Here is a 22,758-nt window from a genome sequence, read left to right as displayed (position 1 = left end):
GTCGACTCCTTGTCGTGTCTGGGTTGCGCCTGTTTTTCTGTAAGGTATCCACAATCGGAACCGGACAGGCAGGAAAACTAAAGAACGGCGCAATGGGCATATTCTTTCATTGCTGCTCGAATCGACTCAAGCTGCACGCGTAAGATGATTCTGCCGCATCCTCATATGAATCGTTGAGGACATTTTTCCTTGCATTGATGCATATTTGCAACAGTACAACCGAGTACATGGACGGTCATACTGTCACTAATCTTATTTTAAACAGGCTCTCAGGGTGAGAGAAAAGCATACGGTTGATGATTAAGAAACGATTAATACCTTGGGTCGTCGTCACAGCAACATGGGTGCCTGGGGTGGCAATCGCTGATGTGGATTTCGAAATTAATGGGTTAGATGATGCCCTTGAGAAGAACGTTTCCGTTTACCTAGACGCCATACCTGGCGGCGAGCGAAGGCTGACTTTCCGGTTCCAGTCCCGCGTGACAGACGAAATCAATAAAGCGCTGCAGGCTCTGGGATATTACGACCCAACCATTACCTATACTGTCGAAGATAAAAAGTCGGTCGACGATGCTACTGTGGTGCTGGTTATTGCGCCTGGTGAACCTGTGCGCATTGCAGAAGTGGATGTCGAGCTGACTGGGGATGCTAAAACCGATGAAGCATTTACCGATCTTCTTAAAACAGCGCCGAAAGTCGGCGACGTTCTTAACCAGGGGCAATACGATGCCCTGAAATCGTCGATTCAAAGCCTCGCAGTGCGTCGCGGCTATTTTGATGCGGAATATACCCTCTCAAGGCTGGAAGTCGCCCCAAGCCGTCATCAGGCTTTCATTCGGCTCCATTTCAGTAGTGGGATGCGCTATCACTTCGGCCCAGTGGTGTATCACAACAGCCAGATCAATGAAGAGCGCCTCGACAGCATGCTGACCTTCAAGGAAGGAGACCCGTATCTGGTTTCGGAGCTTGGGGCTTTTAACCAATCGTTATCCAACACTGGTTGGTTCTCTTCTGTGCTAGTCGAAGCTGGCATTGATGATTTGCGTGATGATCGCGTCCCTATTTCGGTAAATCTTGCGCCTTCCCCACGAAACCAGTTTGAAACCGGTATTGGTTATTCCACTGATGTGGGACCGCGTGTCAAGATTGGTTGGAAAAAACCATGGTTCAACAGTCGCGGCCATAGCCTGAATACCGACCTGTATGTCTCCCAGCCAAAACAGACGCTGGAATCTACCTATAAGATTCCGCTTGAAGACGTGCAGCGCGAGTATTATCAAGTGCAGGTGGGCCTTGAAAATCTCGATAATAATGACACAACTAGCCTTGAGTTAACCTCTTCTGTTTCCCGCCATTGGAAGTATGATACTGGCTGGCAGCGTGCGTTGTACCTTCGCTGGCTCTATTCGGATTATACCCAGGGCAGTGTCTCGAATATCTCTAACCTGATTTTACCGGGGATAAACTTCTCCCGTGTACGCAGCCGTGGCGGTGCCATGCCATATTGGGGTGATAAACAGTCGATCACCTTTGAAGCTGGCGATCCTGCATTGTTGTCAGACATCAGTCTGTTCCGTGTAGTGGGACAAACGGCTTGGATCCGAAGCCTGAACAGCAATAACCGTTTCCTGACCCGGGTCAATGCAGGCGGTATTTTTACCGACGAGTTTGATCGTGTACCGCCATCGCTTCGCTTCTTTGCCGGTGGTGATAACAGCATTCGTGGCTACAGCTATGAATCCATTTCCCCCCGTGATAGCGAACGTCAGCTTGAAGGCGGTTCTTACATGACGACTGGCACGCTGGAATATAACTATCGTGTGACAGGAAATTGGTGGGGGGCGCTATTTGTGGATGGCGGTGACGCCTGGACAAGTAGCGATCCGGAATGGAAAACTTCAGCCGGTATAGGTGTGAGGTGGGAGTCACCCGTTGGTCCTATTCGCTTCGATATTGCCCATGGTTTTGAGAACAAAGACGATGATTTCATGATCCACTTTAGTCTTGGACCAGAACTATGAAGCGCTGGCTTAAGCGGTTTGTTATCGCGATCGTATTGTTTTTGGTTCTGGTTGTAGCTGGTGTGTTTGCTGTGTTGTTGACACCTGCCGGCGTGAAACTCGTGGTCTGGGGCGCTCAAAAAGCTCTGCCTGAGTTAACCATTGAAAAAAGCCGTGGAGCATTGCTGAATGGATTTGCACTGGAAGGTGTGGCGTTCAGTATGAAAGGCTTCTCGCTGTCGGGTAAATCCTTTTCCCTTGATATCAACAGCCGGTGTCTTAGTGGTCCTGCGCTGTGCGTGGAGTCACTAACGGGTGACGGCATAGAGGTGGTGGTAGGAGAAACTGAGCCATCACCGGAATCGCCGCCTTCAGAGCCATTGACGGAAATTAAAACGCCAATCCCACTCTTTCTCAACGGCGTTGCTCTCTCGGATATCTCTCTCGATATTCTCGGCACCAAGGTGCATTGGGACAGTTTGACCACCGCCGCCCAGATGCAGGGCAACACGTTGACTTTAAAGCCTACCGAATGGAAAGGCATCAAGGTCGAGCTTGCCCAGAGTGAAGAAAAGCCGTCTGACCCTGCTCCGTCTCCAAGCAGTGATACACCGATTGAACTGCCCGCCGTGACTATTCCGCTGAATGTGGTGATTGAAGGTTTTGCACTGAAAGATGCAGAGCTCCTGTTGCCGCAAAAACAGGTGATTCATGAGTTCTTTGTGAAAGGCAAAGCGGGTGGTTATGACATTGCGCTGGAAGAAGTGCGTCTTGACGCTGAGCAGGGGAAGATGTCACTCAATGGTGATATCTCGCTGAACGAAGATTATCCGCTGAACCTTGCGGCGAAAGCGAATGTGCGAAGGGCACCGCTTCAAGGACACTCGCTGACGCTGGATGCAAACGGCGACCTTCGCCATTTGGCGCTCAATGTGAATCTGAAAGGCGTGCTGCAAGCCGTGCTTTCCGGCAAGTTGGATGTGCTTGACCCCAACCTGCCATTTGATGTGCTGCTGACCAGTAAGAACCTGCAGTGGCCGATTGACCGTAAAGCCGAATACACGTTGGCTTCCACGGCGATTAACGCCAGCGGTAGCTTGAAAAAATACAGTGCATCGGTCAAAACCAAAGCTTCGGGTGAAGCGATTCCGAATATCGACCTGTCAACTAAGTTAACAGGGGATCTCGGTAAAGTGATGCTGGGGGATATCTTATTGAAAACCCTTGGTGGTGGCATTGATGGTTGGGCGAGTGTCGATTGGTCAAAGCAGGTGAAATGGCAAACCCGACTGGCATTTTCCGACATTCAGCCTGGGCTACAGTGGCCAGAGGCAGAAGGCAAGCTCTCCGGTGAGGTGCAAAACAGTGGTGAGCTGACTGAACAAGGTGGCTGGCTAGTGCGGCTGCCAGAGCTCGATATAAAGGGCATCATCCGTGACCAGGCGCTGGATTTGAGCGGACAGCTCAATGCTTCCGACGTGAAAGGAAAAGGTGACCTGCTGGTAGAAACCAATGGGCTTTCCTTCCGACATGGTCCGAACAAGATTGATGTATCCGGCAAGGTGGATAAAGCGCTGGCGCTGAAACTCAATCTCAACCTTCCTAAGCTTTCCGCTTCGGTGCCGCAGGCTGGCGGCAAAATTAAAGGTAATATCGGTCTTTCAGGTACGCTGGAAAAGCCAGAGGCGGCGCTGCAAATCAATGCCAATGACTTGCGTTGGAAAGAGCTGGTCACCGTGCAGGATGTCAGTATCCGCGGCTCTGTGACGCCACTTCCTATCATTGGTGGCGGTCTGATTGTCGATGTGAATGGCGTAAAAGCAGAAGGTGTAGAGGTGAAAAGCCTGGCCCTTCGGGCGTCAGGCGATGAGAAAGACCAAACGGTGAGCCTCAAGGTCGATGGTAAGCCAGTTGGCGCAGATCTTTCTGTTCGAGGCAGTTTGGACCGTGAAAAAGGCTGGAAGGGAAGCTTGTATTCTTCTTCCGTTAAAACGCCTGTGGGGCCATGGAAACTGGCGAACGATGTGCCACTGAATGTGGATTTCAAATCCGGCGCAGTCGATATTGGCGCGTTCTGCTGGATGCAAAACCAAAGCAAAATCTGTCTGGATAAGCCTGCGAAAGTGGCTGAAAGCGGTGAGGCTCAGCTTTCTATCGTCGATTTCAACCTGGATATTGTGCAGTCCTTTCTACCTGTGACGACCACGATTGAAGGACAGGTTAATGCAAACGCCAACTTGGCTTGGAAGCCTAATGCTTTGCCAGATCTGAAAGCGTCAGTGAACTTGTCGAAAGGTCAGGTGACCGAACAATTGGATGCACCGCTGACCATTGGTTGGGATGCGGTGAATCTGGACGCGACGCTTGCCAACAACACCTTGAATGCTGATTTATTGTTGGCGTTGACGGACAACGGCAAGGTGTCTTTGAATGCGGTGATGGGGAATCTTGAAAGCCAGAAACGCACGCTCAAGAGCACCTTCGGTATCGACAGTATTGACCTAGATATTCTGGCACCGGCGCTGGGTGAAGACACCACACTGGCAGGTATGCTGAACGGAAACGTTGTTCTTAATGGCGATCTGGATGCGCCAATGGCGAACGGCAGTATTGAGCTAAGCGGTCTTCGACTCCAGAGCCTTGCTGCGCCTGTGGAGGTGCGGGAAGGTCAGATAAAGGCGTTGTTAAATGGCACCAATGGCCGCATCAACGGTGATATCAAAACACCGGATGGCGATTTGGTACTTGCTGGTCAGGCGGACTGGAAAGATCTTAATGCCTGGCTGGCATCGCTGAATGTGAAAGGACAACGCCTGAAAGTCGTCGTGCCACCCATGGTTGCATTGGAGGTCAGCCCAGACATGACGCTGAATGCATCGCCGAAGTCCGTGAATGTGAAAGGCAGTGTCTCTGTTCCTTGGGGGCGTATTGTGGTGGAAAACCTGCCAGCATCGGCGGTGCAGGTTTCCAGTGATGTGGTGATCCTGAACGATGATCTTCAGCCTGTTTCTGAGGAAGCAAGCAACCCGATCACGGTGAATGCAAACATTGCTGTCAATATTGGCGATGACGTCCGCCTTGAAGCCTTTGGCCTGAAAACCAATCTGGTAGGTAAACTGGATGTAGCCAGCAACAAAAAAGGACCAAATATCAACGGCGAGATCAATTTGGAAGAAGGGACATACCGTTCATTTGGTCAGGATCTTCAAATTAAAAAAGGTCAGATCCTCTTTAATGGTCCGCCCGAGCAGCCTTATTTACAGGTAGAAGCGATCCGCAATCCAGATGCCATTGAAGATGGGGTCGAAGCGGGAATCCGAGTGACTGGACCTGCTGATGCACCGGAGGTACAGGTGTTCTCAGACCCTGCTATGCCGCAGGCAAATGCCCTGTCTTACCTCACACGCGGACGGAATCTGGACAGTGAATCAGACGGCAATGCGATGACGTCTATGCTGATTGGCCTTGGCCTGTCGCAAAGCGGTAAGCTAGTGGGGCAGATTGGAGAGGCCTTTGGTGTGCAGGATCTAACCGTGGACACATCTGGCAGTGGTAATGATGAGAAGGTCGAAGTCTCAGGTTATATTCTGCCGGGGCTTCAAGTGAAATATGGTGTGGGGATTTTTACCAGCTTGCCGGAATTCACGGTGCGTTACCGATTGCTGTCAGATCTTTATCTCGAGGCGGTTTCGGGCGCAGATAATGCCGTCGACCTGCTTTATCAATTTAGTATCAAGTAATCTCAAAATAAAAGCCCGGTTGTGAAACCGGGCTTTTTTACTGGCTTATTCTTCGTCTGGGAAGTTCTCGAGGAACTCTTCGACTTTCTCAACCATGTGGGTTGAGCCAACAAAAAACGGCACGCGCTGGTGGAGTTCGGTAGGTTTGATATCCATGATGCGTTGTGCGCCATCTGATGCTTTACCACCTGCTTGCTCGATAATGAAAGCCATTGGGTTGCACTCATAAAGCAGGCGCAGTTTACCGCTTGGGTAAGCTGCTGTACTTGGATACAGGTATAGTCCGCCTTTCAGCATGTTGCGGTGGAAGTCTGATACCAGAGAGCCAATGTAGCGCGAAGTGTAAGGACGGCCATCCGCAGGTTCATTTTCCTGACAGTATTTGATGTACTTTTTCACTCCGAGCGGGAAGCGGATGTAGTTGCCTTCATTAATGGAGTAAATTTTGCCATCTTCTGGGATGGTCATGTTCTCGTGGGACAAGCAAAATGCACCAATGGATGGGTCATAGGTGAACCCATGTACGCCGTTACCTGTGGTGTAAACCAACATGGTGGATGAGCCATAGATGATGTAGCCGGCAGCAACCTGTTGATTACCTGGCTGCAGGAAATCTTCCATGGTAGCCGGTTGGCCAATGGGAGAGACGCGACGGTAGATGGAGAAAATGGTACCTACCGATACGTTCACGTCGATGTTGGAGGAGCCATCGAGTGGGTCCATCAGGATGACATATTTAGCGTTACGACCGAGTTCGGTATCGAAGATGACCGCGTCATCTTCTTCTTCGCTCGCCACCCCACATACTTGATCGCGTGCAGCCATCGCAGCTTTGAATTTTTCGTTCGCGTAGACGTCCAATTTTTGTTGTTCTTCACCTTGGACGTTCTCACCACCAAATGCGCCGGTGATATCAGCGAGCCCAGCTTTGTTGATTTCACGGTTAACGATTTTGGCGGCCAGTCGGATAGAAGAGAGTAGTGAGCTGAGTTCTCCACTGGCGCTAGGGTATTCATGTTGTTTTTCAACAATGAACTCGCCAAGTGTACGCATATCGGACATTCCAGATCCTTTTGATGTCTGTTATTAGATTCTTGGGTAAGATGCTGGAAAACAAAGTCGCAAGCGAAGTGCAAAAAGATCTTTGCTTTCCTGGTTGATTTCGAGCGTCCAGCGCGCCGCTTGGGTGACAGGCAAAAATTTTTGCCAAAAACGTGACGTCACAACCGGACAGAAAATCAACTTATTACACATTTTATAGTGTAGAACTTTTTATTCGTATCGAAGTAATTTGGACATGTCGGGATCTGTGATCCTTGGAGACACAGAACGACGGTTTTAAGCTGACGGAACCTTATGCATATACACATTTTGGGGATTTGCGGCACCTTTATGGGCGGCGCAGCCATTCTAGCCAGACAACTAGGTCATAAAGTGACAGGTTGTGACGCCAATGTTTACCCACCTATGAGTACACTGCTGGAATCTCAGGGTATTGAGATTATTCAGGGCTATGACCCTTCTCAGCTTGATCCGGCTCCGGATCTGGTGGTGGTGGGTAACGCCATGAGTCGCGGCAATCCGTGTGTGGAGTATGTGCTTAATCACAACCTCAATTACACTTCAGGCCCACAGTGGCTGCTGGATTTTCTGCTAAAAGACCGTTGGGTGCTTGCTGTGGCTGGTACTCATGGCAAAACCACCACGGCAAGCATGCTGGCGTGGGTATTGGAAGATTGCGGCTACCAGCCAGGCTTCCTGATTGGTGGTGTGCCGGGCAACTTCGGCATATCTGCGCGCCTCGGTGAAACGATGTTCTTTGTGGTCGAAGCCGATGAATACGACAGTGCTTTTTTTGACAAGCGTTCTAAGTTCGTGCATTACCATCCACGCACGCTGATCATGAACAATCTTGAGTTCGATCATGCCGACATCTTCGACGATCTGCATGCTATCAAACGTCAATTCCATCATTTGGTGCGCACTGTACCGGGTATCGGTCGTATTATTGCACCCTCGAATGATGAGAACATCAAATCAACGTTGGAGATGGGCTGCTGGAGCGAGTTGGAGTTTGCTGGCGAAGACGGTATCTGGAAGGCAGAAAAGCGCGTAGCTGACGGTAGTGAATTTGATGTTTGGTTTGATGGCGAGTTGGTTGGCATGGTGAAGTGGGATCTGATTGGTGATCACAATGTCAGCAATGCACTGATGACCATCGCCGCTGCTCGTCACGTCGGCGTAACCCCAGATCTGGCTTGTAAAGCGTTAGGCAGTTTTATTAATACTAAACGCCGTCTCGAGCACAAAGGCGATTTCAAAGGTGTCACGGTTTACGATGATTTCGCCCACCATCCAACGGCGATTAGAACCACCTTGGAAGGACTTCGCGCCAAAGTGGGTGAACGTAGAATCCTTGCTGTGCTGGAGCCAAGATCCAACACGATGAAACTTGGCGTACATAAAGATGATATTGCACCGTCATTGGATGCTGCCGATGAGGTATTGCTCTTCCAGCCGGAGCATATCGAATGGTCTGTCAAAGATGTAGCGGAAGCGTGCAAAGCACCAGCGCAAACCTTTGATGAGATTGATGCACTGGTTTCAGGCATCGTCAGCGAGGCCAAAGCGGACGACGTTATACTGGTGATGAGTAATGGTGGTTTTGGTGGCATTCACGACAAACTGAAAGCTGCGTTAGAACAACGATAAGGGAAACATGGCAACTTCAATGAGCGACAAACGCATCACACTGGCATGGAGCGGTGCTTCTGGTGCGCCTTATGGACTCCGTCTGCTGGAGTGCTTGTTGGCGGCAGACTATGAAGTCTATCTGCTGGTGTCATCTGCTGCGCGTGTAGTGTTGGCCACTGAGCATGGTTTAAAACTGCCATCAGGCCCAGAAGCGGCAAAAGAAGCTTTGGTGAAACACCTCAATGTACCGACTGATAAATTGGTGGTGTGTGGTAAAGAAGATTGGTTTTCGCCAGTCGCATCTGGCTCCGCAGCGCCCAAGAAAATGGTAGTGTGCCCATGCTCCGCTGGCTCGCTGGCGGCGATTGCCCATGGGATGTCGGATAATCTGGCAGAGCGTGCTGCCGATGTCGTTTTGAAAGAGCGAGGCCAATTGCTTTTGGTGGTGCGTGAAACGCCGTTTTCCACATTACATTTAGAGAACATGCTGAAGCTGTCGCAAATGGGTGTGACCATCATGCCGGCGGCACCGGGCTTTTATCACCAACCCAAGTCCATAGACGATCTGGTGGACTTTATGGTGGCGCGTATTCTTGACCATCTTGGTATTGAGCAAGTCCTTGTGCCAAGGTGGGGCTATGACCAGCGTGAAAAGTAACTCAGGTTGTAAAAAAGAAAAAGGGCGGTATTTTACCGCCCTTTTTAGTTCTTAGTGCAGGTAATCAGCCTTGTGGCTTCATGATCAACACGTTGATTTTTGACTGCTCCAGTACCTTGGATGCCACAGAACCGATAATCAGTTTGTTGGCTTTAGAGCGCTTGTGGCTGGGCATCACAATCAAATCACAGGCTAGGTTGTCAGCGGTTTTGACGATGGCCTTGTAAGGTTTGCCTTCAGCCACTGACAAATCGTACGTCACGCCCTCTGGCACGATGCGTTCAGCAAAGGCTTTCAGGTTGTTACGAACGTCTTGCTTCATTTGGCGGGCGGCATCTTCGGGGAAGTATGACTGCACCATGGAGTTATGAATTCCCGGCAGCGCAGTGAGCAGGTGCAGAGTGGCACCTGTTTGTTCTGCCAGCCAAACAGCGTGCTCAACTGCCTTATCAGCAAAGCTTTCATCATTCAAATCAACAGGGACCAGAATGTGTTTATACATATCGTCTACTCTCTTGTTTGGTAGTAACCGGGGCGTAATGCCCCGGGCTGATTACGCTGTTTGTTGTTCTGCGACCTTGATGCGACGGCGCTGGTTCCAGGCCATGGCAGCAAGCAGAAGCAGGGTAGGAACAAAGACCCACTCTTTGGCTGGTCGGTCTGCCGGTGTACTCACCTGAACAATCTCCCAGTCGAAGTCGATACCCGCATCCGATGCAGGACTGCCCCACTGAACCATATCGACCAGTTTTGCCCCTTCTTCGTCACGCAATTCCAAACCGGTTGACATCACACGCGCGAGCCCTTCAGCCTGTGCATAGTCAACGGGCAGGTGAACGTGTTTGGTGACGATATCACCGTCGATGGTTTCACCGCGGACTTGCAAGTTAAGCGTTTGACCATCTGGCAGTTTTTCTGCCACTTCAATGATAGACGAACCTGGGTAATCGTTAGTTGCTGGGTGAATCTGATCCCACCAATAGCCAGGACGGAACAGTGAGAAAGTGATCAACAGCAGCAGCAGCGTTTCCCACCACTTGTTTCTGGTGAACCACCAACCTTGTGTCGCGGCTGAGAAGGCGAGCATAGCAATCACGGCTGAGCCAATGGTCAGCATAAGATGCACTGGGCCTTCAATGTCCATCAACAGCAGCTGGGTGTTGAAGATGAACATAAACGGCAGGATCGCGGTCCTGATATCGTAAGTGAAACCCTGGATACCGGTTTTGATGGGGTCAGATTTCGCAATCGCCGCTGCCGCAAAGGCAGCAAGACCAACAGGTGGAGTGTCATCTGCCAGAATCCCGAAGTAGAACACGAACAGGTGAACGGCGATCAATGGGATGATAAGCCCTTCTTGCGCACCCAGTGTCACGATAACCGGCGCCATCAGGGTGGATACCACGATGTAGTTTGCCGTGGTTGGCAGACCCATTCCCAGAATCAAACTGATGATTGCAGTGAACAGCAACATCAGCATGATGTTACCGCCTGAGATGAACTCAACGAAGTCCGTCATCACCAGGCCGATACCAGTCAGTGTGACCACGCCTACCACGATGCCCGCTGCAGCTGTAGCTACACCGATACCAATCATATTACGTGCACCTGCAACAAAGCCTTCTGCCAAGTCGATAAAACCGTTTTTGATTTCTTCGCCGAAGTTAGATTCGCCATGGAAGAAAGCAAACAGTGGGCGTTGCGTGACCACGATGAACATCATGAACAAGGTTGCCCAGAATGCAGACAGGCCTGGTGAGAAGCGCTCAACCATCAGACACCATACCAGTACCACGATTGGCAACAGGTAGTAGAGGCCTGAACGTGCAGTTGGACCTGGATCAGGTAGTTCAGAAAGGTCGGTATCTGCTGGGTCCTCTACTGCCTCTTTCTTGTATTGCGCTGAGTAGCGAACCAGTGCGATGTAGGCAATGAAAATTGCTACTGCAATGATTGGGCTCGCCGCCGCACCAAACACATCTTTGGTCCAGCCAATACCGTAGTAAACCGCAAAGCTCAGTACACAGATACCAATCACGATGGTCAGGAAGCTCAGCAGAGATTGTACCAACGTTGACTGATGACGACGTGGAAGGCCTGTCATACCAGCCTTACAAGCTTCAAGGTGGACGATGTAAATCAGAGCTATGTAAGAAATGATGGCTGGTAAAATCGCCGCTTTAATCACTTCGATGTAAGGAATACCTACGTATTCCACCATCAGGAAGGCTGCTGCACCCATGATAGGTGGCGTCAGCTGACCATTTGTCGATGCGGCAACTTCTACTGCACCGGCTTTAGTGCCCGGGAAACCGACACGTTTCATCAGTGGAATGGTGAATACACCCGTTGTTACAACGTTCGCGATGGATGAGCCGGAAATCAGGCCTGACAGACCAGAAGCAACAACGGCAGCTTTTGCCGGACCGCCACGCATATGACCTAGCATAGAAAAGGCCACTTTGATGAAGTAGCCACCTGCACCAGCACGATCAAGCAAGGCACCGAAGAGTACAAACAGGAAAACAAAAGATGTTGATACGCCCAGTGCGACACCAAATACACCTTCAGTGGTCAGCCACATGTGCGACATGGCTTTATTCAGGCTTGCCCCTTTGTGCGCGATAACATCGGGCATATGGGGGCCTGCGAAGGTATAGATAAGAAATACCAGTGCGACGACCATCAGCGGTGGGCCAAGGGCGCGTCGTGTCGCTTCCAGCAGCAAAATCATACCTGTGACTGCAACAACGATATCAAAGCTTGTTGGAGCACCAGCACGGGAAGCCAGTTCGGTGTAGAAAAGGAAAAGGTACCCGGCTGCAAAACTTCCCACTAGGGCAAATATCCAGTCCTGGACAGGAATGCGATCTCGTGGAGAATTTTTCAATGCGGGGTAAGCGGTGAATGCCAGAAAGATAGCAAACGCCAAGTGAATCGATCGTGCCTCGGTATCATTGAGAGCGACAGTAAATGGTGAGGCATACCAGAGCTGGAAAATAGACCAGCACAGGGGAACAAACCAGAGGATTTTTCCCGGTAAACCTGACGGAGCGCGGGCTCCGGTGTCCGCTTGAGCGACAATGTCCTGCGCTTCTTGCGGTGTCTCGGTCGTCTTCGTCATGCCATTGTCCTTTAATCGGCAAGTAAAAGTGTAAAAAAACCTGACATCAGATGCGGATAACCCGCAACGAAGCGGGCTATCTCCACAGCGTATTTTGTACGCCTTTATTGTCTTCACCTAATGACGAGTACTGCTTTTCACGGTCTTGTGTAAGACTCAGTTTATCTTGTGTATTTAGGATTCTTTGGTTGTGAATAATAACAAATCCGTTTCCAAAATTTAAAACTAGCGAAATATTTTGTCATGATCTTTCGCATTGAATTGAGGTATGAGGGAAGATAAAAGCGGGAAAGTCTTATTATTGAGATGGAATGATGTCTCAGAATGTGATGGTTGGATAAAGAAATAGGCAGTATGGTTGGAAAATCATCCTGCCTATTTGCAAGGTTTCTCAGTGTGAGTTAGCGGGAGTAATCGAAAAGTCCGCAAACGGCTTCAAACAGTCGCGCAGTGGTGGTAGAGCGCGTTGGGGTGATAAAGATGGTGTCGTCACCGGCTACCACGCCCAGAATACCTTCTGCTTTACCCAGAGAGTCCAGCAAGCGGGCAATAAGTTGTGCCGCACCCGGACCTGTGTGGATAACAACCAAAGCATCGTTGTAGTCGATATCCATCACTAACTCTTTCAGCGGGCTACTGGTGGTCGGTACGCCAAGTTCAACAGGAAGGCAGTACACCATTTCCATTTTTGCGTTGCGGGTACGTACAGCGCCAAACTTGGTCAGCATGCGGGAAACTTTAGATTGGTTAATGTTCTCAAAGCCTTGCGCTTTCAGAGCATCCACGATTTCGCCCTGGGAGCTGAATTTTTCTTCTTTCAGGATGGCTTTAAAAGCTTTCACCAATTGATCTTGTTTATCTGAATTGCGCATATTTCTTCTTTCTTCCCCGTATCAGGATGGCGCATTCTTGCATAGTGATTCAGTCATGAGCAATAAAATCAGCGGTAAAGTGACGCACCTATCACCTTTCAACAGGCCTTCGCGGCTTTGAAGATAAAAATGAGAAGCGCAGCTTATCCTCAGGTTGATAAGCTTGTGGTCATCTATGATGGGAACGTATCATGCGGATAAGGTCCGTTATGTGTGCGGGGTTGTCAGTAAATTTAAGTAAACCACCTTATGTTGGCTTACTCCGTATCCAAGGTCTGAAATAATAAAATCGTAAATAAGGAGAACGAGATGAAAGTTGCTGTGATTGGCGCCGCTGGTGGCATTGGTCAAGCTTTAGCCCTGCTTTTGAAAAACCGTCTGCCTGCGGGTTCTGATCTGGCTCTGTATGATATCGCACCTGTAACACCAGGCGTTGCGGTTGATCTTAGCCACATCCCTACCCCAGTATCGATCAAAGGTTACAGCGGTGAAGATCCAACGCCGGCACTGGAAGGTGCTGACGTTGTTCTGATCTCTGCCGGTGTGGCGCGTAAACCAGGTATGGATCGCTCTGATCTGTTCAACGTGAACGCAGGTATCGTTCGTTCTCTGAGTGAAAGAATTGCTGATGTGTGCCCGAAAGCACTGATCGGTATCATCACTAACCCAGTAAACACCACCGTTGCAATTGCTGCAGAAGTGCTGAAAGCAAAAGGTGTTTACGACAAGAACCGTCTTTTCGGTGTAACAACACTGGATATCATCCGCTCTGAAACCTTCGTAGCAGAGCTGAAAGGCAAAGATCCAAGCGATGTTCGCGTACCAGTTATCGGTGGTCACTCTGGCGTGACTATTCTGCCGCTGCTGTCTCAGGTTGAAGGTGTTGAGTTCTCTGAAGAAGAAGTGGCTGCGCTGACACCTCGTATCCAAAACGCGGGTACTGAAGTGGTTGAAGCAAAAGCGGGTGGCGGTTCTGCAACTCTATCTATGGGTCAGGCAGCATGTCGCTTTGGTCTGGCGCTGGTTCGCGCAGCTCAAGGCGAGCAAGACGTTGTTGAGTGTGCTTATGTGGAAGGTGACGGCAAATACGCGCGCTTCTTCGCTCAACCGGTACGTCTTGGCAAAAACGGTGTGGAAGAGATCTTGGAGCACGGCCCACTGAGTGCGTTCGAGCAAAACGCACTGGACAGCATGCTGGACACGCTGCGTAAAGATATCCAACTGGGCGAAGAGTTCATTAAGTAACTTCTTCCTGATAAAGAGAAAAAGCGGCTGGATAGCCGCTTTTTTTGTCATTGTTAAAAGAGCATGTCGATCTTTTTCAGAACGTCTACTTTTTACGGTGCACAGCGATGTGTGCCAGCGCTTTGAGCGCCTCTTTATATTCCGACTCGGGAATGGGTGCGAGGGCTTCTATGGCTTTCTCCGCTTCTTCTTCTGCACGTTGGCTTGTGTATTCCAGAGATCCACACTCTTTCATGCAGGCAAGAATAGGATCAAGCTTGTCCAGGCCATTGCCTTGTTCGATCGCTTCGCGGATCATAGCTGCCTGCTCTGGATTACCGTTCGCCATAGCGTGCAGCAATGGTAGGGTAGGTTTGCCTTCAGCCAAGTCGTCACCCGTATTTTTGCCCATCTCATCGCCTTGTGAGGTGTAATCCATTACGTCATCGATAAGCTGGAAAGCAGTTCCAAGGTAGCGGCCATAATCTTGCAACGCCTTTTCTACATTTTCAGAGGAGTCTGAAAGGATGGCGCCTATTTGGGTCGCTGCTTCAAAAAGACGCGCAGTTTTTGAGTAGATCACCTGCATGTAACTTTCTTCAGTGGTGTCGGGGTCATTACAGTTCATCAACTGCAAAACCTCGCCTTCAGCGATCACATTGGTAGCTTCACTCATCAGATCGAGGATCCTTAAAGATCGAAGCTCTGTCATCATCTGGAATGAGCGTGTATAAATGTAGTCGCCCACCAGCACGCTAGCTGCATTGCCAAACATAGCATTGGCAGTTGCTTTGCCACGACGGAGGTCAGATTCATCGACAACATCATCGTGCAGCAGGGTGGCAGTATGGATAAATTCGATAAAGGCAGCGGCGGTGATATGTCCTTCACCGTGATAGTTCAGCGCACGGGCTGACAAAACAGCAAGCATAGGACGCAGGCGTTTGCCTCCGCCACTGACGATGTAAAAGCCTAATTGGTTAATCAGGGCGACGTCAGAATTCAGTTGCGCAAGTATTTTTTTGTCCACTTTTGCCATGTCATCGGCAGTCAGTGCTTGGATGGTGTTAAAATCCATTGATGCGTCCGGTCCAAGGGTAGATTGCAGTTTGCTGCTCTCGTTTTTGCGATGATAGTACACTAAAATTCCTTACTCGACACAGTATCAATGTTGGCAAAATAGACGGTTAAATACAGTGAACAGGTTTTCACCAATTTTCTTTCACTACCCCCTTGCCAGAAGGCGAATCTTACCGTAGAATTCGCGCCCTATTGATGAATTAAATGCGCACCCCTCACTGCACAATTTTTAAACGCAGAAGGCTGTGCGGAAATGCGGAGAAAACCATGTACGCAGTTTTCCAAAGTGGTGGTAAACAACACCGTGTAAGCGAAGGCCAAACTATTCGCTTGGAAAAGCTAGACATTGAAACTGGCTCAACTGTTGAGTTTGATTCTGTTCTGCTGGTAGCTAACGGCGAAGAAATCACCGTTGGTGCACCGTTCGTAGCAGGCGGTAAAGTAACTGCTGAAGTAGTTACTCACGGTCGTGGCGACAAAGTGAAAATCGTTAAGTTCCGTCGTCGTAAGCATTCTCGTAAGCAAATGGGCCACCGTCAGTGGTTCACTGAAGTCAAAATTACTGGCATCAGCGCTTAATCTAGGAGAAGAGATAAATGGCACATAAAAAAGCTGGCGGTTCTACTCGTAACGGCCGTGATTCAGAAAGCAAACGTCTTGGTGTTAAGCGCTTCGGCGGTGAATCTGTTCTGGCAGGTAACATCATCGTTCGTCAACGTGGTACTAAATTCCACGCGGGCACTAACGTAGGTTGCGGTAAAGACCACACTCTATTCGCTCTGTCTGACGGCAAAGTGAAATTCGAAGTTAAAGGTCCTAAGAACCGTAAATTCGTTAGCATCGAAGCTGAATAATAGCACTCGATACTGATTTTGAAGCCCTGCCTTACGGCGGGGCTTTTTGTTGCATAGCTAAGTGACTTTGGGTGAAGTTATTTAGCTATACAACAGCAATCTAAGCTCAGGCGGGTCAGCAGCGAATTTACGCATGCCGCGTATCATTCGCGGCTTGAAGGGAATCGCGTCACGCGGATGTCACAGATGTCGCGAATGCATCTGTAGGCATACATAGCGTGGCAATACTGAACGCAACCCGGTTTTTGATCCTAAGATCTTTTTAATGGATTAGGATCATCGGCCAGAAGTGCTCCAACAGGGTGCTGCTCGATCGCCAATGTTAACCCAAGAACACGTAATACCTGCCTGAAGGTGGGTGGTGCAGGGTATGGAGAAGAAAAATGAAATTTGTAGATGAAGCGGTAATCCGCGTTGAAGCCGGCGATGGCGGTAACGGTACGGTCAGTTTCCGTCGTGAAAAATACGTGCCTAAAGGTGGTCCTGACGGCGGTGACGGCGGCGATGGTGGCGACGTTTACCTGCTGGCAGATGAAAACCTGAACACCCTGATTGACTATCGCTTTGAGCGTTTTCACGCTGCTGGCCGTGGTGAAAATGGTCGTGGTGGTAACTGTACCGGTAAGCGTGGTGACGATCTGATATTGAACGTCCCTGTCGGAACCCGTGCTGTCGATGAAGACACCGGTGAAGTCATTGCAGACCTGACTCATCATGGTATGAAAATCATGGTGGCAAAAGGCGGCTGGCATGGTTTGGGTAACACCCGCTTCAAGTCTTCTGTGAACCGTGCTCCTCGTCAAAAGTCGATGGGCACCAAGGGTGAGCTGCGTCATCTGCGTCTTGAGCTGCTTCTGTTGGCTGACGTGGGTATGTTGGGTTTACCTAACGCAGGTAAATCAACCTTTATCCGTGCGGTGTCAGCGGCTAAGCCAAAAGTGGCGGATTATCCGTTTACCACGCTGGTGCCTAGCCTTGGCGTGGTGCGTGTCGCTGACAACAAGAGTTTTGTCGTTGCTGACATCCCGGGTCTGATTGAAGGTGCTGCGGAAGGTGCTGGCCTCGGTATTCGATTCCTGAAACACCTTGAGCGCTGTCGTGTGCTGCTGCATATGATTGACCTGATGCCTGTTGATGGTTCTGATCCTGTCGATAATGCATTCACTATCATTGAAGAGCTTCAACGCTACAGCGAGAAGCTGGCTGATAAGCCACGTTGGATCCTGTTCAACAAGATCGACCTGATGAGTGAAGAAGATGCGGAAGCGGAAATCGAGCGTATCCTTGATGCATTAGGTTGGGATGAACCTTACTACGCGATTTCTGCTATCAACAAAGGCAATACTCAGCAACTCACTTACGATCTGATGGAATTCATCGAATCGCTGCCAACGGCAATTGAGCCGGAAGAAGTGGCTGAAGAAGCTAAAGTTGAATTCAAGTGGGACGACTACCACGAGCAGGAAATCAAGAAGCAGTCTAAGTCTGATGACGACGATGATGACTGGGATGATTGGAACGAAGATGATTACGACGTAGAGATCATCTACCGCCCATAAACTGGAATACATAGAAAACCGCCTCGATAAAGGCGGTTTTTTTTCACCTAAATACGGTTTCGTAGGGAAAGTCTGTGATGTAGCATGTCGCAGCAGCTTGAAAATAAAGGATCAATAGCAGATGAAGATCAGTATGATTGCCGCAATGGCGAAGGGACGTGTAATAGGGAAAGACAACGCCATGCCGTGGTATCTGCCTGCCGATTTTACCTGGTTCAAACAAAACACGTTAGGCAAGCCAATCATCATGGGGCGGAAAACTTATGAGTCCATTGGCCGCCCGCTGCCGGGTCGACGTAATATAGTGATCAGCCGAAATGAAAATTGGTCAGCAGAAGGCGTCGAGAGCACTACCAGCATTGACGAGGCGATTGCGCGAGTAGGTGATGTTGAAGAAGCGGTGATTATTGGTGGTGGTGCCATTTATGAGGCGAGCATGCCTCGGGCAGATAAGCTTTGTCTGACCTTTATTAATGCGGAGATAGACGGTGATACCTGTTTCCCTGATTGGGGGGAGGGATGGTCAGAAACACACCGCGAATCTTATCAGGCTGATGAAAAGAACTGCTACGACATGGAGTTTGTGGTGTTAGAGCGGACTTAAGCTGTCAGGCATGAATCGGGCAAGGGCGAGAAAACCTTTGCCCATCTTCCCACCTCACCATGGTGAGGGAACCACCCCACACACAGCCAGTATCCAAACCAAGTAGGTTATCTGTTAGTACCCCACCCAATGCAGCCCAATGACCAAAAACCAGAGTTTCGCTAATTGTGCGACGGTTTGGCATTTGAAACCAAGGCATGAGACTTCCATCTTTAACTTTCTCTGGGGGAAGTTTACACGCCATATTCAGGCTTCCATCTGGCTCACAGAAACGCATCCGAGTCATCGCATTGATGGTATAGCGATACTTTTCGATGCCTTCTAATTTCGGTGACCAGAGGGCGGGTTCGTTAGCATACATGTTCTCAAGTAACCAAGCATAACGGTCACTTCTAAGGACACTTTCTACTTCTTTCGCGTGCTTTTTTGCCGTTCTAATATTCCAGACCGGAGGAATGCCTGCATGGGTCATGACGAACCCCGGACTCTCACCATTGGCCTGTTCAACATGGATCAGCAGGGGCTGTTGGCGGAGCCACTCAAGCAACTCTTCACGATCGTCTGCTTCCAGTATCGGCAGGGTTTTGTCTTTACCTTTTGGTTTCATGATCCCTTCTGATACTGCTAAAAGGTGGAGATCATGATTCCCCAGAACCATATGACCATGCTCTCCCAGTGATTTCACAAACCTAAGCACTGCAAGGGAATCGGGGCCCCGGGCTACTAGGTCTCCAGCTATGTATAGGTGATCGCTGGATGGATCGAAGCTAGCTTCTTTCAATAGCGCGTTAAGATCGTCAAAACAGCCCTGAATGTCACCGACAAGGTAAGTAGCCACAGATTTACCTAGTGGAGAATATTGGGAAGCGCGAGACGGAATGGTGAGACTTCGATGTCGAACTCTTTTTCGTCGACATCTATCATGGTGTAAAAACCTTGCATCACACCCACAGGTGTTTCCAGCACAGTGCCGCTGGTGTAGGTATATTCATCGCCCGCTTCGATAAGGGGCTGCTCCCCCACAACACCTTCACCTTCGATCACCAGTTTTTTGCCGTTGGCGTCGGTGACTAGCCATTTACGACGAAGGAGTTGTGCATGACGATCACCATTGTTTTCAATGGTGATCGTATAGGAAAACACATAACGTTTTTTATCCGGCTCAGATTGCTCTTCTACATAGTGAGTCAGCACGCGAACCGTAAAGTTGTTGTTTATCATCCCTGAAGTGTTCCCTGAAATTATTGTTGATGGTTTGCATCCATCCAGTTTGCCAGTGCAACAAACTGTGCCAACGAGAGGCTCTCTGGGCGCGCCGAAGGATCGATACCCAGCGATTCCATGGTTTCTGCATCAATCAGTGATTTGAAACAGTTACGCACGGTTTTGCGGCGTTGGTTAAAGCCCTCACGGCAAACACGCTCCAACCATTTAAGGCTAGTGGTTGGGTGTGGCAGCTCTTTATGCGGAATAAGGCGCACAACGGCCGAGTCCACTTTTGGCGCTGGCTTAAATGCCGTTGGTGGTACTTCCAGTACTGGCACTACCTTACAGTAGTATTGTGCCATTACAGTCAAACGGCCATAGGCTTTACTGTTAGGGCCCGCAGCCAGACGGTTAACCACTTCTTTTTGCAGCATAAAGTGCATGTCTTTTACTTTACCTGCAAAGCTGAACAGGTGGAACATCAGCGGTGTTGATACGTTGTACGGCAGGTTGCCGAAAATACGAAGTGGATTCTCTTCAGACGACAGTTGCGTAAAGTCGAACTTCATCGCATCGCCTTCATAGATGGTCAGTTTATCTGCCAAATCTGGGTGATGGCGAAGACGTTCAGCCAAATCGCGGTCAAGCTCAACCACACTTAGTCTGTCGACTTCTCGGGCAACAGGCTCAGTCAATGCGCCGAGGCCTGGACCGATTTCAACGAGGTTCTCGCCAGGCTGAGGGTTGATGGCAGAAACAATGCCGTCAATGATGTACGGATCGTTCAGGAAGTTCTGACCGAAGCGCTTACGGGCGCGGTGGCCGAGATGGACTTTATCGCTCATGCTTTCTTATCTACTAATTCGAGGGCGTGGGATAGCGCTGTCCGCAGGCTTCCAGTATCCGCCGTTCCGGTACCTGCTAAATCCAATGCGGTACCATGATCTACTGACGTTCGGATGAAAGGCAGACCAAGCGTGATGTTGACTGACTTTCCAAATCCTTTGAATTTTAACACAGGCAATCCCTGATCGTGATACATCGCCAATACGGCGTCTGCATCTTTCAGGTACTTGTCCTGGAATAGTGTGTCTGCTGGAAGAGGGCCAATGAGATTCATTCCCTGTTCGCGAAGCTTATCAAGTGCGGGCTCAATGATATCTATCTCTTCGCGGCCCAGACAGCCATCTTCCCCGGCATGGGGATTCAAGCCACAGACATAAATTCTGGGCTCTGCGATACCGAATTTGGATTTGAGGTCGTCATTCAAAATGCCAATCACTTGAAACAGACGATCTTCGGTGATGGCTTTCGATACATACGCCAAAGGGATATGAGTGGTCACCAAGGCTACCCGGAGACCTTCTGTCGCCAGCATCATCACCACTTGTTGTACGTTGGCGTGGTGCTGGAAAAACTCAGTGTGGCCACTGAAAGATACACCGGCGCGGTTAATCACGCCCTTGTGAACCGGCCCTGTCACCACAGCGGCAAACTCGCCCTGCATATTGCCTTCGGCTGCGCGGGTTAGGGTGTTTAATACATAGTGACCATTGGCTTCATTGAGCTCGCCTGCCACTACGTCAGCTTCAAGCGGCTCATCACAAACCACTAAAACGCCGGGTTGATGGGCCTTAGGAGTTGCTAACGGGTCGTAATCTTCAAAGCTGACATCAATGTTAAGTTTTTTAGCACGCTCCGCCAACATTTCCTTATTGGCACAAATCACCAGCTCATGCGGCCAGTTATCATGTGCTAACGCCAATACCAAATCCGGACCGATGCCCGCTGGCTCACCTGGGGTGATGGCGATACGTTTTGTGTTAGCTGTCTTCATCAAGATTACCCACCTGCTCTACGTAAGCACCAGCACGAAGCTCTTGTAACCAAGCCTGCGCTTCTTCATTGAACTTACGGTTCAGTAGCATACGGTATGCGCGGTTCTGCACTGCTGCATCGGTGCGATCAGCCTGGCGGCGTTCCAATACCTCGACAATATGCCAGCCGTGAACCGTCTTAAAAGGCTCGCTGATTTCACCCTCAGGCAAAGTATCTACTTTGTCCTTAAACTCAGGAACATAAAGCTCTGATGTCTGCCAGCCAAGGTCTCCGCCTTTCACTGCTGAACCGGGGTCTGCACTGTATTGTTTTGCTAAATCGTCAAAGCTTTTTTCGCCTTTGTTAATCTGTTCAATCATTTGGCTGAGCTGGCGCTTAGCACCATCGTCACTGAGGACGATAGAAGGCTTGATAAGAATATGACGCGCCTTCACTTCCGTTACGGCAACAGACTGAAGGCCTTTCACATCAGCGATTTTTAGGATGTGGTAACCCACGCCGCTGCGGAACGGACCAATAATGGCACCCTTGCCATTGTTTTTAATCTGGTCTGCGAAGATGGTTGGCATTTCTTCCAAACGCATCCATCCCCAGTCACCGCCCTCAAGCGCTTTTGGACCTTTAGAGTTTGCCAGCGCCAACGCTTTGAAGTTACTTCCGGCTTGAAGATCAGATACCAACTTGTTTGCCTTCTCCGCGACAGCATCACGCTCTTCTTTCTCTGCACCGTCATCTAATCGAAGTTGGATATGGCTCAGACGATATTCGACATTTTCAAGATTTTTTGCATTGAGTTGGGATGCCAATGATTCTACTTCTTGAGGAAGTATGTTGATGCGGCGGCGAACCTGAGCATTACGTGCTTCGCTGATGGTAATCTCGCGGCGGATTTGGTCTCGGTAAGACGACCAGGTAATACCGTTGCGTTTCAGCTCTTCACGCAGTTGGTACACTGAAATATTCTTGTCCTTGGCAATAGAGTCGATGGCCTGCTCAAGGCGGGTATCATCAATACGAATACCTAGACGCTTGGCTTCTTGAAGCTGAAGTTCTTCAATGATGAGCTGGTCGAGGATTTGTTGCTCAAGCACATCTTCCGGTGGCAAATTTGCCGTATCTGCGTTCAAAGCCACTGTCTTTTTCAGAGATTCGACATCACTTGAAAGGATCACTCCTTCATTCACAACAGTGATAACGCGATCTAATTCTGCCGGGGAAGCCGACACCGTTAACGAACTGGCTGAGATTGCCGTGGCCAGTAAAGCTTTCGTCCATTTATTCATTTGCGTTTCCAAAATCTCAAA

General features: G+C 49.7%; 19 protein-coding genes. 9 read left to right on the top strand and 10 right to left on the bottom strand.

Going from position 1 to position 22,758, the window contains the following annotated elements:
* The first annotated feature begins 296 nt into the window (after positions 1-296).
* Both tamA and tamB read left to right on the top strand, forming a co-directional pair.
* Entirely contained in the window at positions 297-2,021 is a 1,725-nt protein-coding gene (gene tamA / locus K6Q96_RS15170; RefSeq protein ID WP_251876700.1) for an autotransporter assembly complex protein TamA, read from the top strand.
* Positions 2,018-5,740, top strand: coding sequence for an autotransporter assembly complex protein TamB (gene tamB / locus K6Q96_RS15165; protein ID WP_251876699.1), 3,723 nt, complete (start codon positions 2,018-2,020; stop codon positions 5,738-5,740). The genes tamA and tamB overlap by 4 nt, the downstream gene beginning before the upstream one ends.
* Before the next feature lie 45 nt (positions 5,741-5,785).
* Here tamB and fbp read toward each other — a convergent pair whose 3' ends face one another.
* On the bottom strand, positions 5,786-6,802 hold the full coding sequence (fbp, locus tag K6Q96_RS15160) for a class 1 fructose-bisphosphatase (RefSeq protein WP_062666551.1): 1,017 nt from the start codon (positions 6,800-6,802) through the stop codon (positions 5,786-5,788).
* A gap of 294 nt (positions 6,803-7,096) precedes the next feature.
* Between fbp and mpl the strand changes: the two genes are divergently transcribed.
* Both mpl and K6Q96_RS15150 read left to right on the top strand, forming a co-directional pair.
* Positions 7,097-8,452, top strand: coding sequence for a UDP-N-acetylmuramate:L-alanyl-gamma-D-glutamyl-meso-diaminopimelate ligase (gene mpl, locus K6Q96_RS15155; protein WP_251876698.1), 1,356 nt, complete (start codon positions 7,097-7,099; stop codon positions 8,450-8,452).
* 7 nt (positions 8,453-8,459) lie between these two features.
* Positions 8,460-9,092, top strand: coding sequence for a flavin prenyltransferase UbiX (locus tag K6Q96_RS15150; protein ID WP_434802150.1), 633 nt, complete (start codon positions 8,460-8,462; stop codon positions 9,090-9,092).
* A gap of 64 nt (positions 9,093-9,156) precedes the next feature.
* Here the strand turns inward: K6Q96_RS15150 and K6Q96_RS15145 are convergent, their stop codons facing one another.
* From K6Q96_RS15145 to argR, 3 genes are all read right to left on the bottom strand, one after another.
* Entirely contained in the window at positions 9,157-9,594 is a 438-nt protein-coding gene (locus K6Q96_RS15145) for a universal stress protein (RefSeq protein ID WP_251876696.1), read from the bottom strand.
* 51 nt (positions 9,595-9,645) lie between these two features.
* Positions 9,646-12,216 carry a TRAP transporter permease gene (locus K6Q96_RS15140; RefSeq protein ID WP_251876695.1) on the bottom strand — a complete coding sequence of 857 codons (2,571 nt, stop codon included), beginning with the start codon at positions 12,214-12,216 and terminating at the stop codon, positions 9,646-9,648.
* 401 nt (positions 12,217-12,617) lie between these two features.
* Positions 12,618-13,088 carry a transcriptional regulator ArgR gene (gene argR / locus K6Q96_RS15135; RefSeq protein ID WP_046303052.1) on the bottom strand — a complete coding sequence of 157 codons (471 nt, stop codon included), beginning with the start codon at positions 13,086-13,088 and terminating at the stop codon, positions 12,618-12,620.
* A 309-nt stretch (positions 13,089-13,397) separates the two neighbouring features.
* Between argR and mdh the strand changes: the two genes are divergently transcribed.
* Positions 13,398-14,333: a malate dehydrogenase gene (mdh, locus tag K6Q96_RS15130; RefSeq protein ID WP_251876694.1), complete on the top strand. Its 936-nt coding sequence runs from the start codon at positions 13,398-13,400 to the stop codon at positions 14,331-14,333.
* A gap of 85 nt (positions 14,334-14,418) precedes the next feature.
* Here mdh and ispB read toward each other — a convergent pair whose 3' ends face one another.
* Positions 14,419-15,390, bottom strand: coding sequence for an octaprenyl diphosphate synthase (gene ispB / locus K6Q96_RS15125; RefSeq protein WP_251879655.1), 972 nt, complete (start codon positions 15,388-15,390; stop codon positions 14,419-14,421).
* 269 nt (positions 15,391-15,659) lie between these two features.
* Here ispB and rplU point away from each other — a divergent pair, with 269 nt between their 5' ends.
* The 4 genes from rplU (at position 15,660) to folA (ending at position 18,409) form a co-directional block, all read left to right on the top strand.
* A complete protein-coding gene (rplU, locus tag K6Q96_RS15120; protein ID WP_002536481.1) occupies positions 15,660-15,971 on the top strand; it encodes a 50S ribosomal protein L21 in 312 nt (103 codons plus the stop codon).
* Positions 15,972-15,988: 17 nt separating this feature from the next.
* Positions 15,989-16,246: a 50S ribosomal protein L27 gene (gene rpmA, locus K6Q96_RS15115; RefSeq protein ID WP_002536479.1), complete on the top strand. Its 258-nt coding sequence runs from the start codon at positions 15,989-15,991 to the stop codon at positions 16,244-16,246.
* 383 nt (positions 16,247-16,629) lie between these two features.
* Entirely contained in the window at positions 16,630-17,805 is a 1,176-nt protein-coding gene (cgtA, locus tag K6Q96_RS15110; RefSeq protein WP_251876693.1) for an Obg family GTPase CgtA, read from the top strand.
* A gap of 121 nt (positions 17,806-17,926) precedes the next feature.
* Positions 17,927-18,409, top strand: a complete 483-nt coding sequence (folA, locus tag K6Q96_RS15105; RefSeq protein WP_251876692.1) for a type 3 dihydrofolate reductase — start codon at positions 17,927-17,929, stop codon at positions 18,407-18,409.
* Between the two features lie 4 nt (positions 18,410-18,413).
* Here the strand turns inward: folA and K6Q96_RS15100 are convergent, their stop codons facing one another.
* The 5 genes from K6Q96_RS15100 to surA are packed head-to-tail and all read right to left on the bottom strand — an operon-like array spanning position 18,414 to position 22,737.
* On the bottom strand, positions 18,414-19,247 hold the full coding sequence (locus tag K6Q96_RS15100; RefSeq protein ID WP_251876691.1) for a symmetrical bis(5'-nucleosyl)-tetraphosphatase: 834 nt from the start codon (positions 19,245-19,247) through the stop codon (positions 18,414-18,416).
* A gap of 8 nt (positions 19,248-19,255) precedes the next feature.
* A complete protein-coding gene (apaG, locus tag K6Q96_RS15095) occupies positions 19,256-19,630 on the bottom strand; it encodes a Co2+/Mg2+ efflux protein ApaG (protein ID WP_002536469.1) in 375 nt (124 codons plus the stop codon).
* Between the two features lie 20 nt (positions 19,631-19,650).
* Positions 19,651-20,460, bottom strand: coding sequence for a 16S rRNA (adenine(1518)-N(6)/adenine(1519)-N(6))-dimethyltransferase RsmA (rsmA, locus tag K6Q96_RS15090; protein WP_251876690.1), 810 nt, complete (start codon positions 20,458-20,460; stop codon positions 19,651-19,653).
* Positions 20,457-21,452, bottom strand: coding sequence for a 4-hydroxythreonine-4-phosphate dehydrogenase PdxA (pdxA, locus tag K6Q96_RS15085; RefSeq protein WP_251876689.1), 996 nt, complete (start codon positions 21,450-21,452; stop codon positions 20,457-20,459). The genes rsmA and pdxA overlap by 4 nt, the downstream gene beginning before the upstream one ends.
* Positions 21,439-22,737 carry a peptidylprolyl isomerase SurA gene (surA, locus tag K6Q96_RS15080; protein WP_251876688.1) on the bottom strand — a complete coding sequence of 433 codons (1,299 nt, stop codon included), beginning with the start codon at positions 22,735-22,737 and terminating at the stop codon, positions 21,439-21,441. The genes pdxA and surA overlap by 14 nt, the downstream gene beginning before the upstream one ends.
* Positions 22,738-22,758: the final 21 nt, after the last annotated feature.

Origin of the sequence: Grimontia kaedaensis (assembly GCF_023746615.1) — a bacterium.
Classification (GTDB): Bacteria; Pseudomonadota; Gammaproteobacteria; order Enterobacterales; family Vibrionaceae; genus Enterovibrio; species Enterovibrio kaedaensis.
Note: the sequence above shows the minus strand (reverse complement) of the source record. Positions and strands in the feature narration are given on the sequence as shown.

Coding starts and splice junctions, on each gene's coding strand:
- tamA (WP_251876700.1), top strand. CDS start 297: ATGATTAAGAAACGATTAATACCTTGGGTCGTCGTCACAGCAACATGG.
- tamB (WP_251876699.1), top strand. CDS start 2,018: ATGAAGCGCTGGCTTAAGCGGTTTGTTATCGCGATCGTATTGTTTTTG.
- fbp (WP_062666551.1), bottom strand. CDS start 6,802: ATGTCCGATATGCGTACACTTGGCGAGTTCATTGTTGAAAAACAACAT.
- mpl (WP_251876698.1), top strand. CDS start 7,097: ATGCATATACACATTTTGGGGATTTGCGGCACCTTTATGGGCGGCGCA.
- K6Q96_RS15150 (WP_434802150.1), top strand. CDS start 8,460: ATGGCAACTTCAATGAGCGACAAACGCATCACACTGGCATGGAGCGGT.
- K6Q96_RS15145 (WP_251876696.1), bottom strand. CDS start 9,594: ATGTATAAACACATTCTGGTCCCTGTTGATTTGAATGATGAAAGCTTT.
- K6Q96_RS15140 (WP_251876695.1), bottom strand. CDS start 12,216: ATGACGAAGACGACCGAGACACCGCAAGAAGCGCAGGACATTGTCGCT.
- argR (WP_046303052.1), bottom strand. CDS start 13,088: ATGCGCAATTCAGATAAACAAGATCAATTGGTGAAAGCTTTTAAAGCC.
- mdh (WP_251876694.1), top strand. CDS start 13,398: ATGAAAGTTGCTGTGATTGGCGCCGCTGGTGGCATTGGTCAAGCTTTA.
- ispB (WP_251879655.1), bottom strand. CDS start 15,390: ATGGATTTTAACACCATCCAAGCACTGACTGCCGATGACATGGCAAAA.
- rplU (WP_002536481.1), top strand. CDS start 15,660: ATGTACGCAGTTTTCCAAAGTGGTGGTAAACAACACCGTGTAAGCGAA.
- rpmA (WP_002536479.1), top strand. CDS start 15,989: ATGGCACATAAAAAAGCTGGCGGTTCTACTCGTAACGGCCGTGATTCA.
- cgtA (WP_251876693.1), top strand. CDS start 16,630: ATGAAATTTGTAGATGAAGCGGTAATCCGCGTTGAAGCCGGCGATGGC.
- folA (WP_251876692.1), top strand. CDS start 17,927: ATGAAGATCAGTATGATTGCCGCAATGGCGAAGGGACGTGTAATAGGG.
- apaG (WP_002536469.1), bottom strand. CDS start 19,630: ATGATAAACAACAACTTTACGGTTCGCGTGCTGACTCACTATGTAGAA.
- rsmA (WP_251876690.1), bottom strand. CDS start 20,460: ATGAGCGATAAAGTCCATCTCGGCCACCGCGCCCGTAAGCGCTTCGGT.
- pdxA (WP_251876689.1), bottom strand. CDS start 21,452: ATGAAGACAGCTAACACAAAACGTATCGCCATCACCCCAGGTGAGCCA.
- surA (WP_251876688.1), bottom strand. CDS start 22,737: ATGAATAAATGGACGAAAGCTTTACTGGCCACGGCAATCTCAGCCAGT.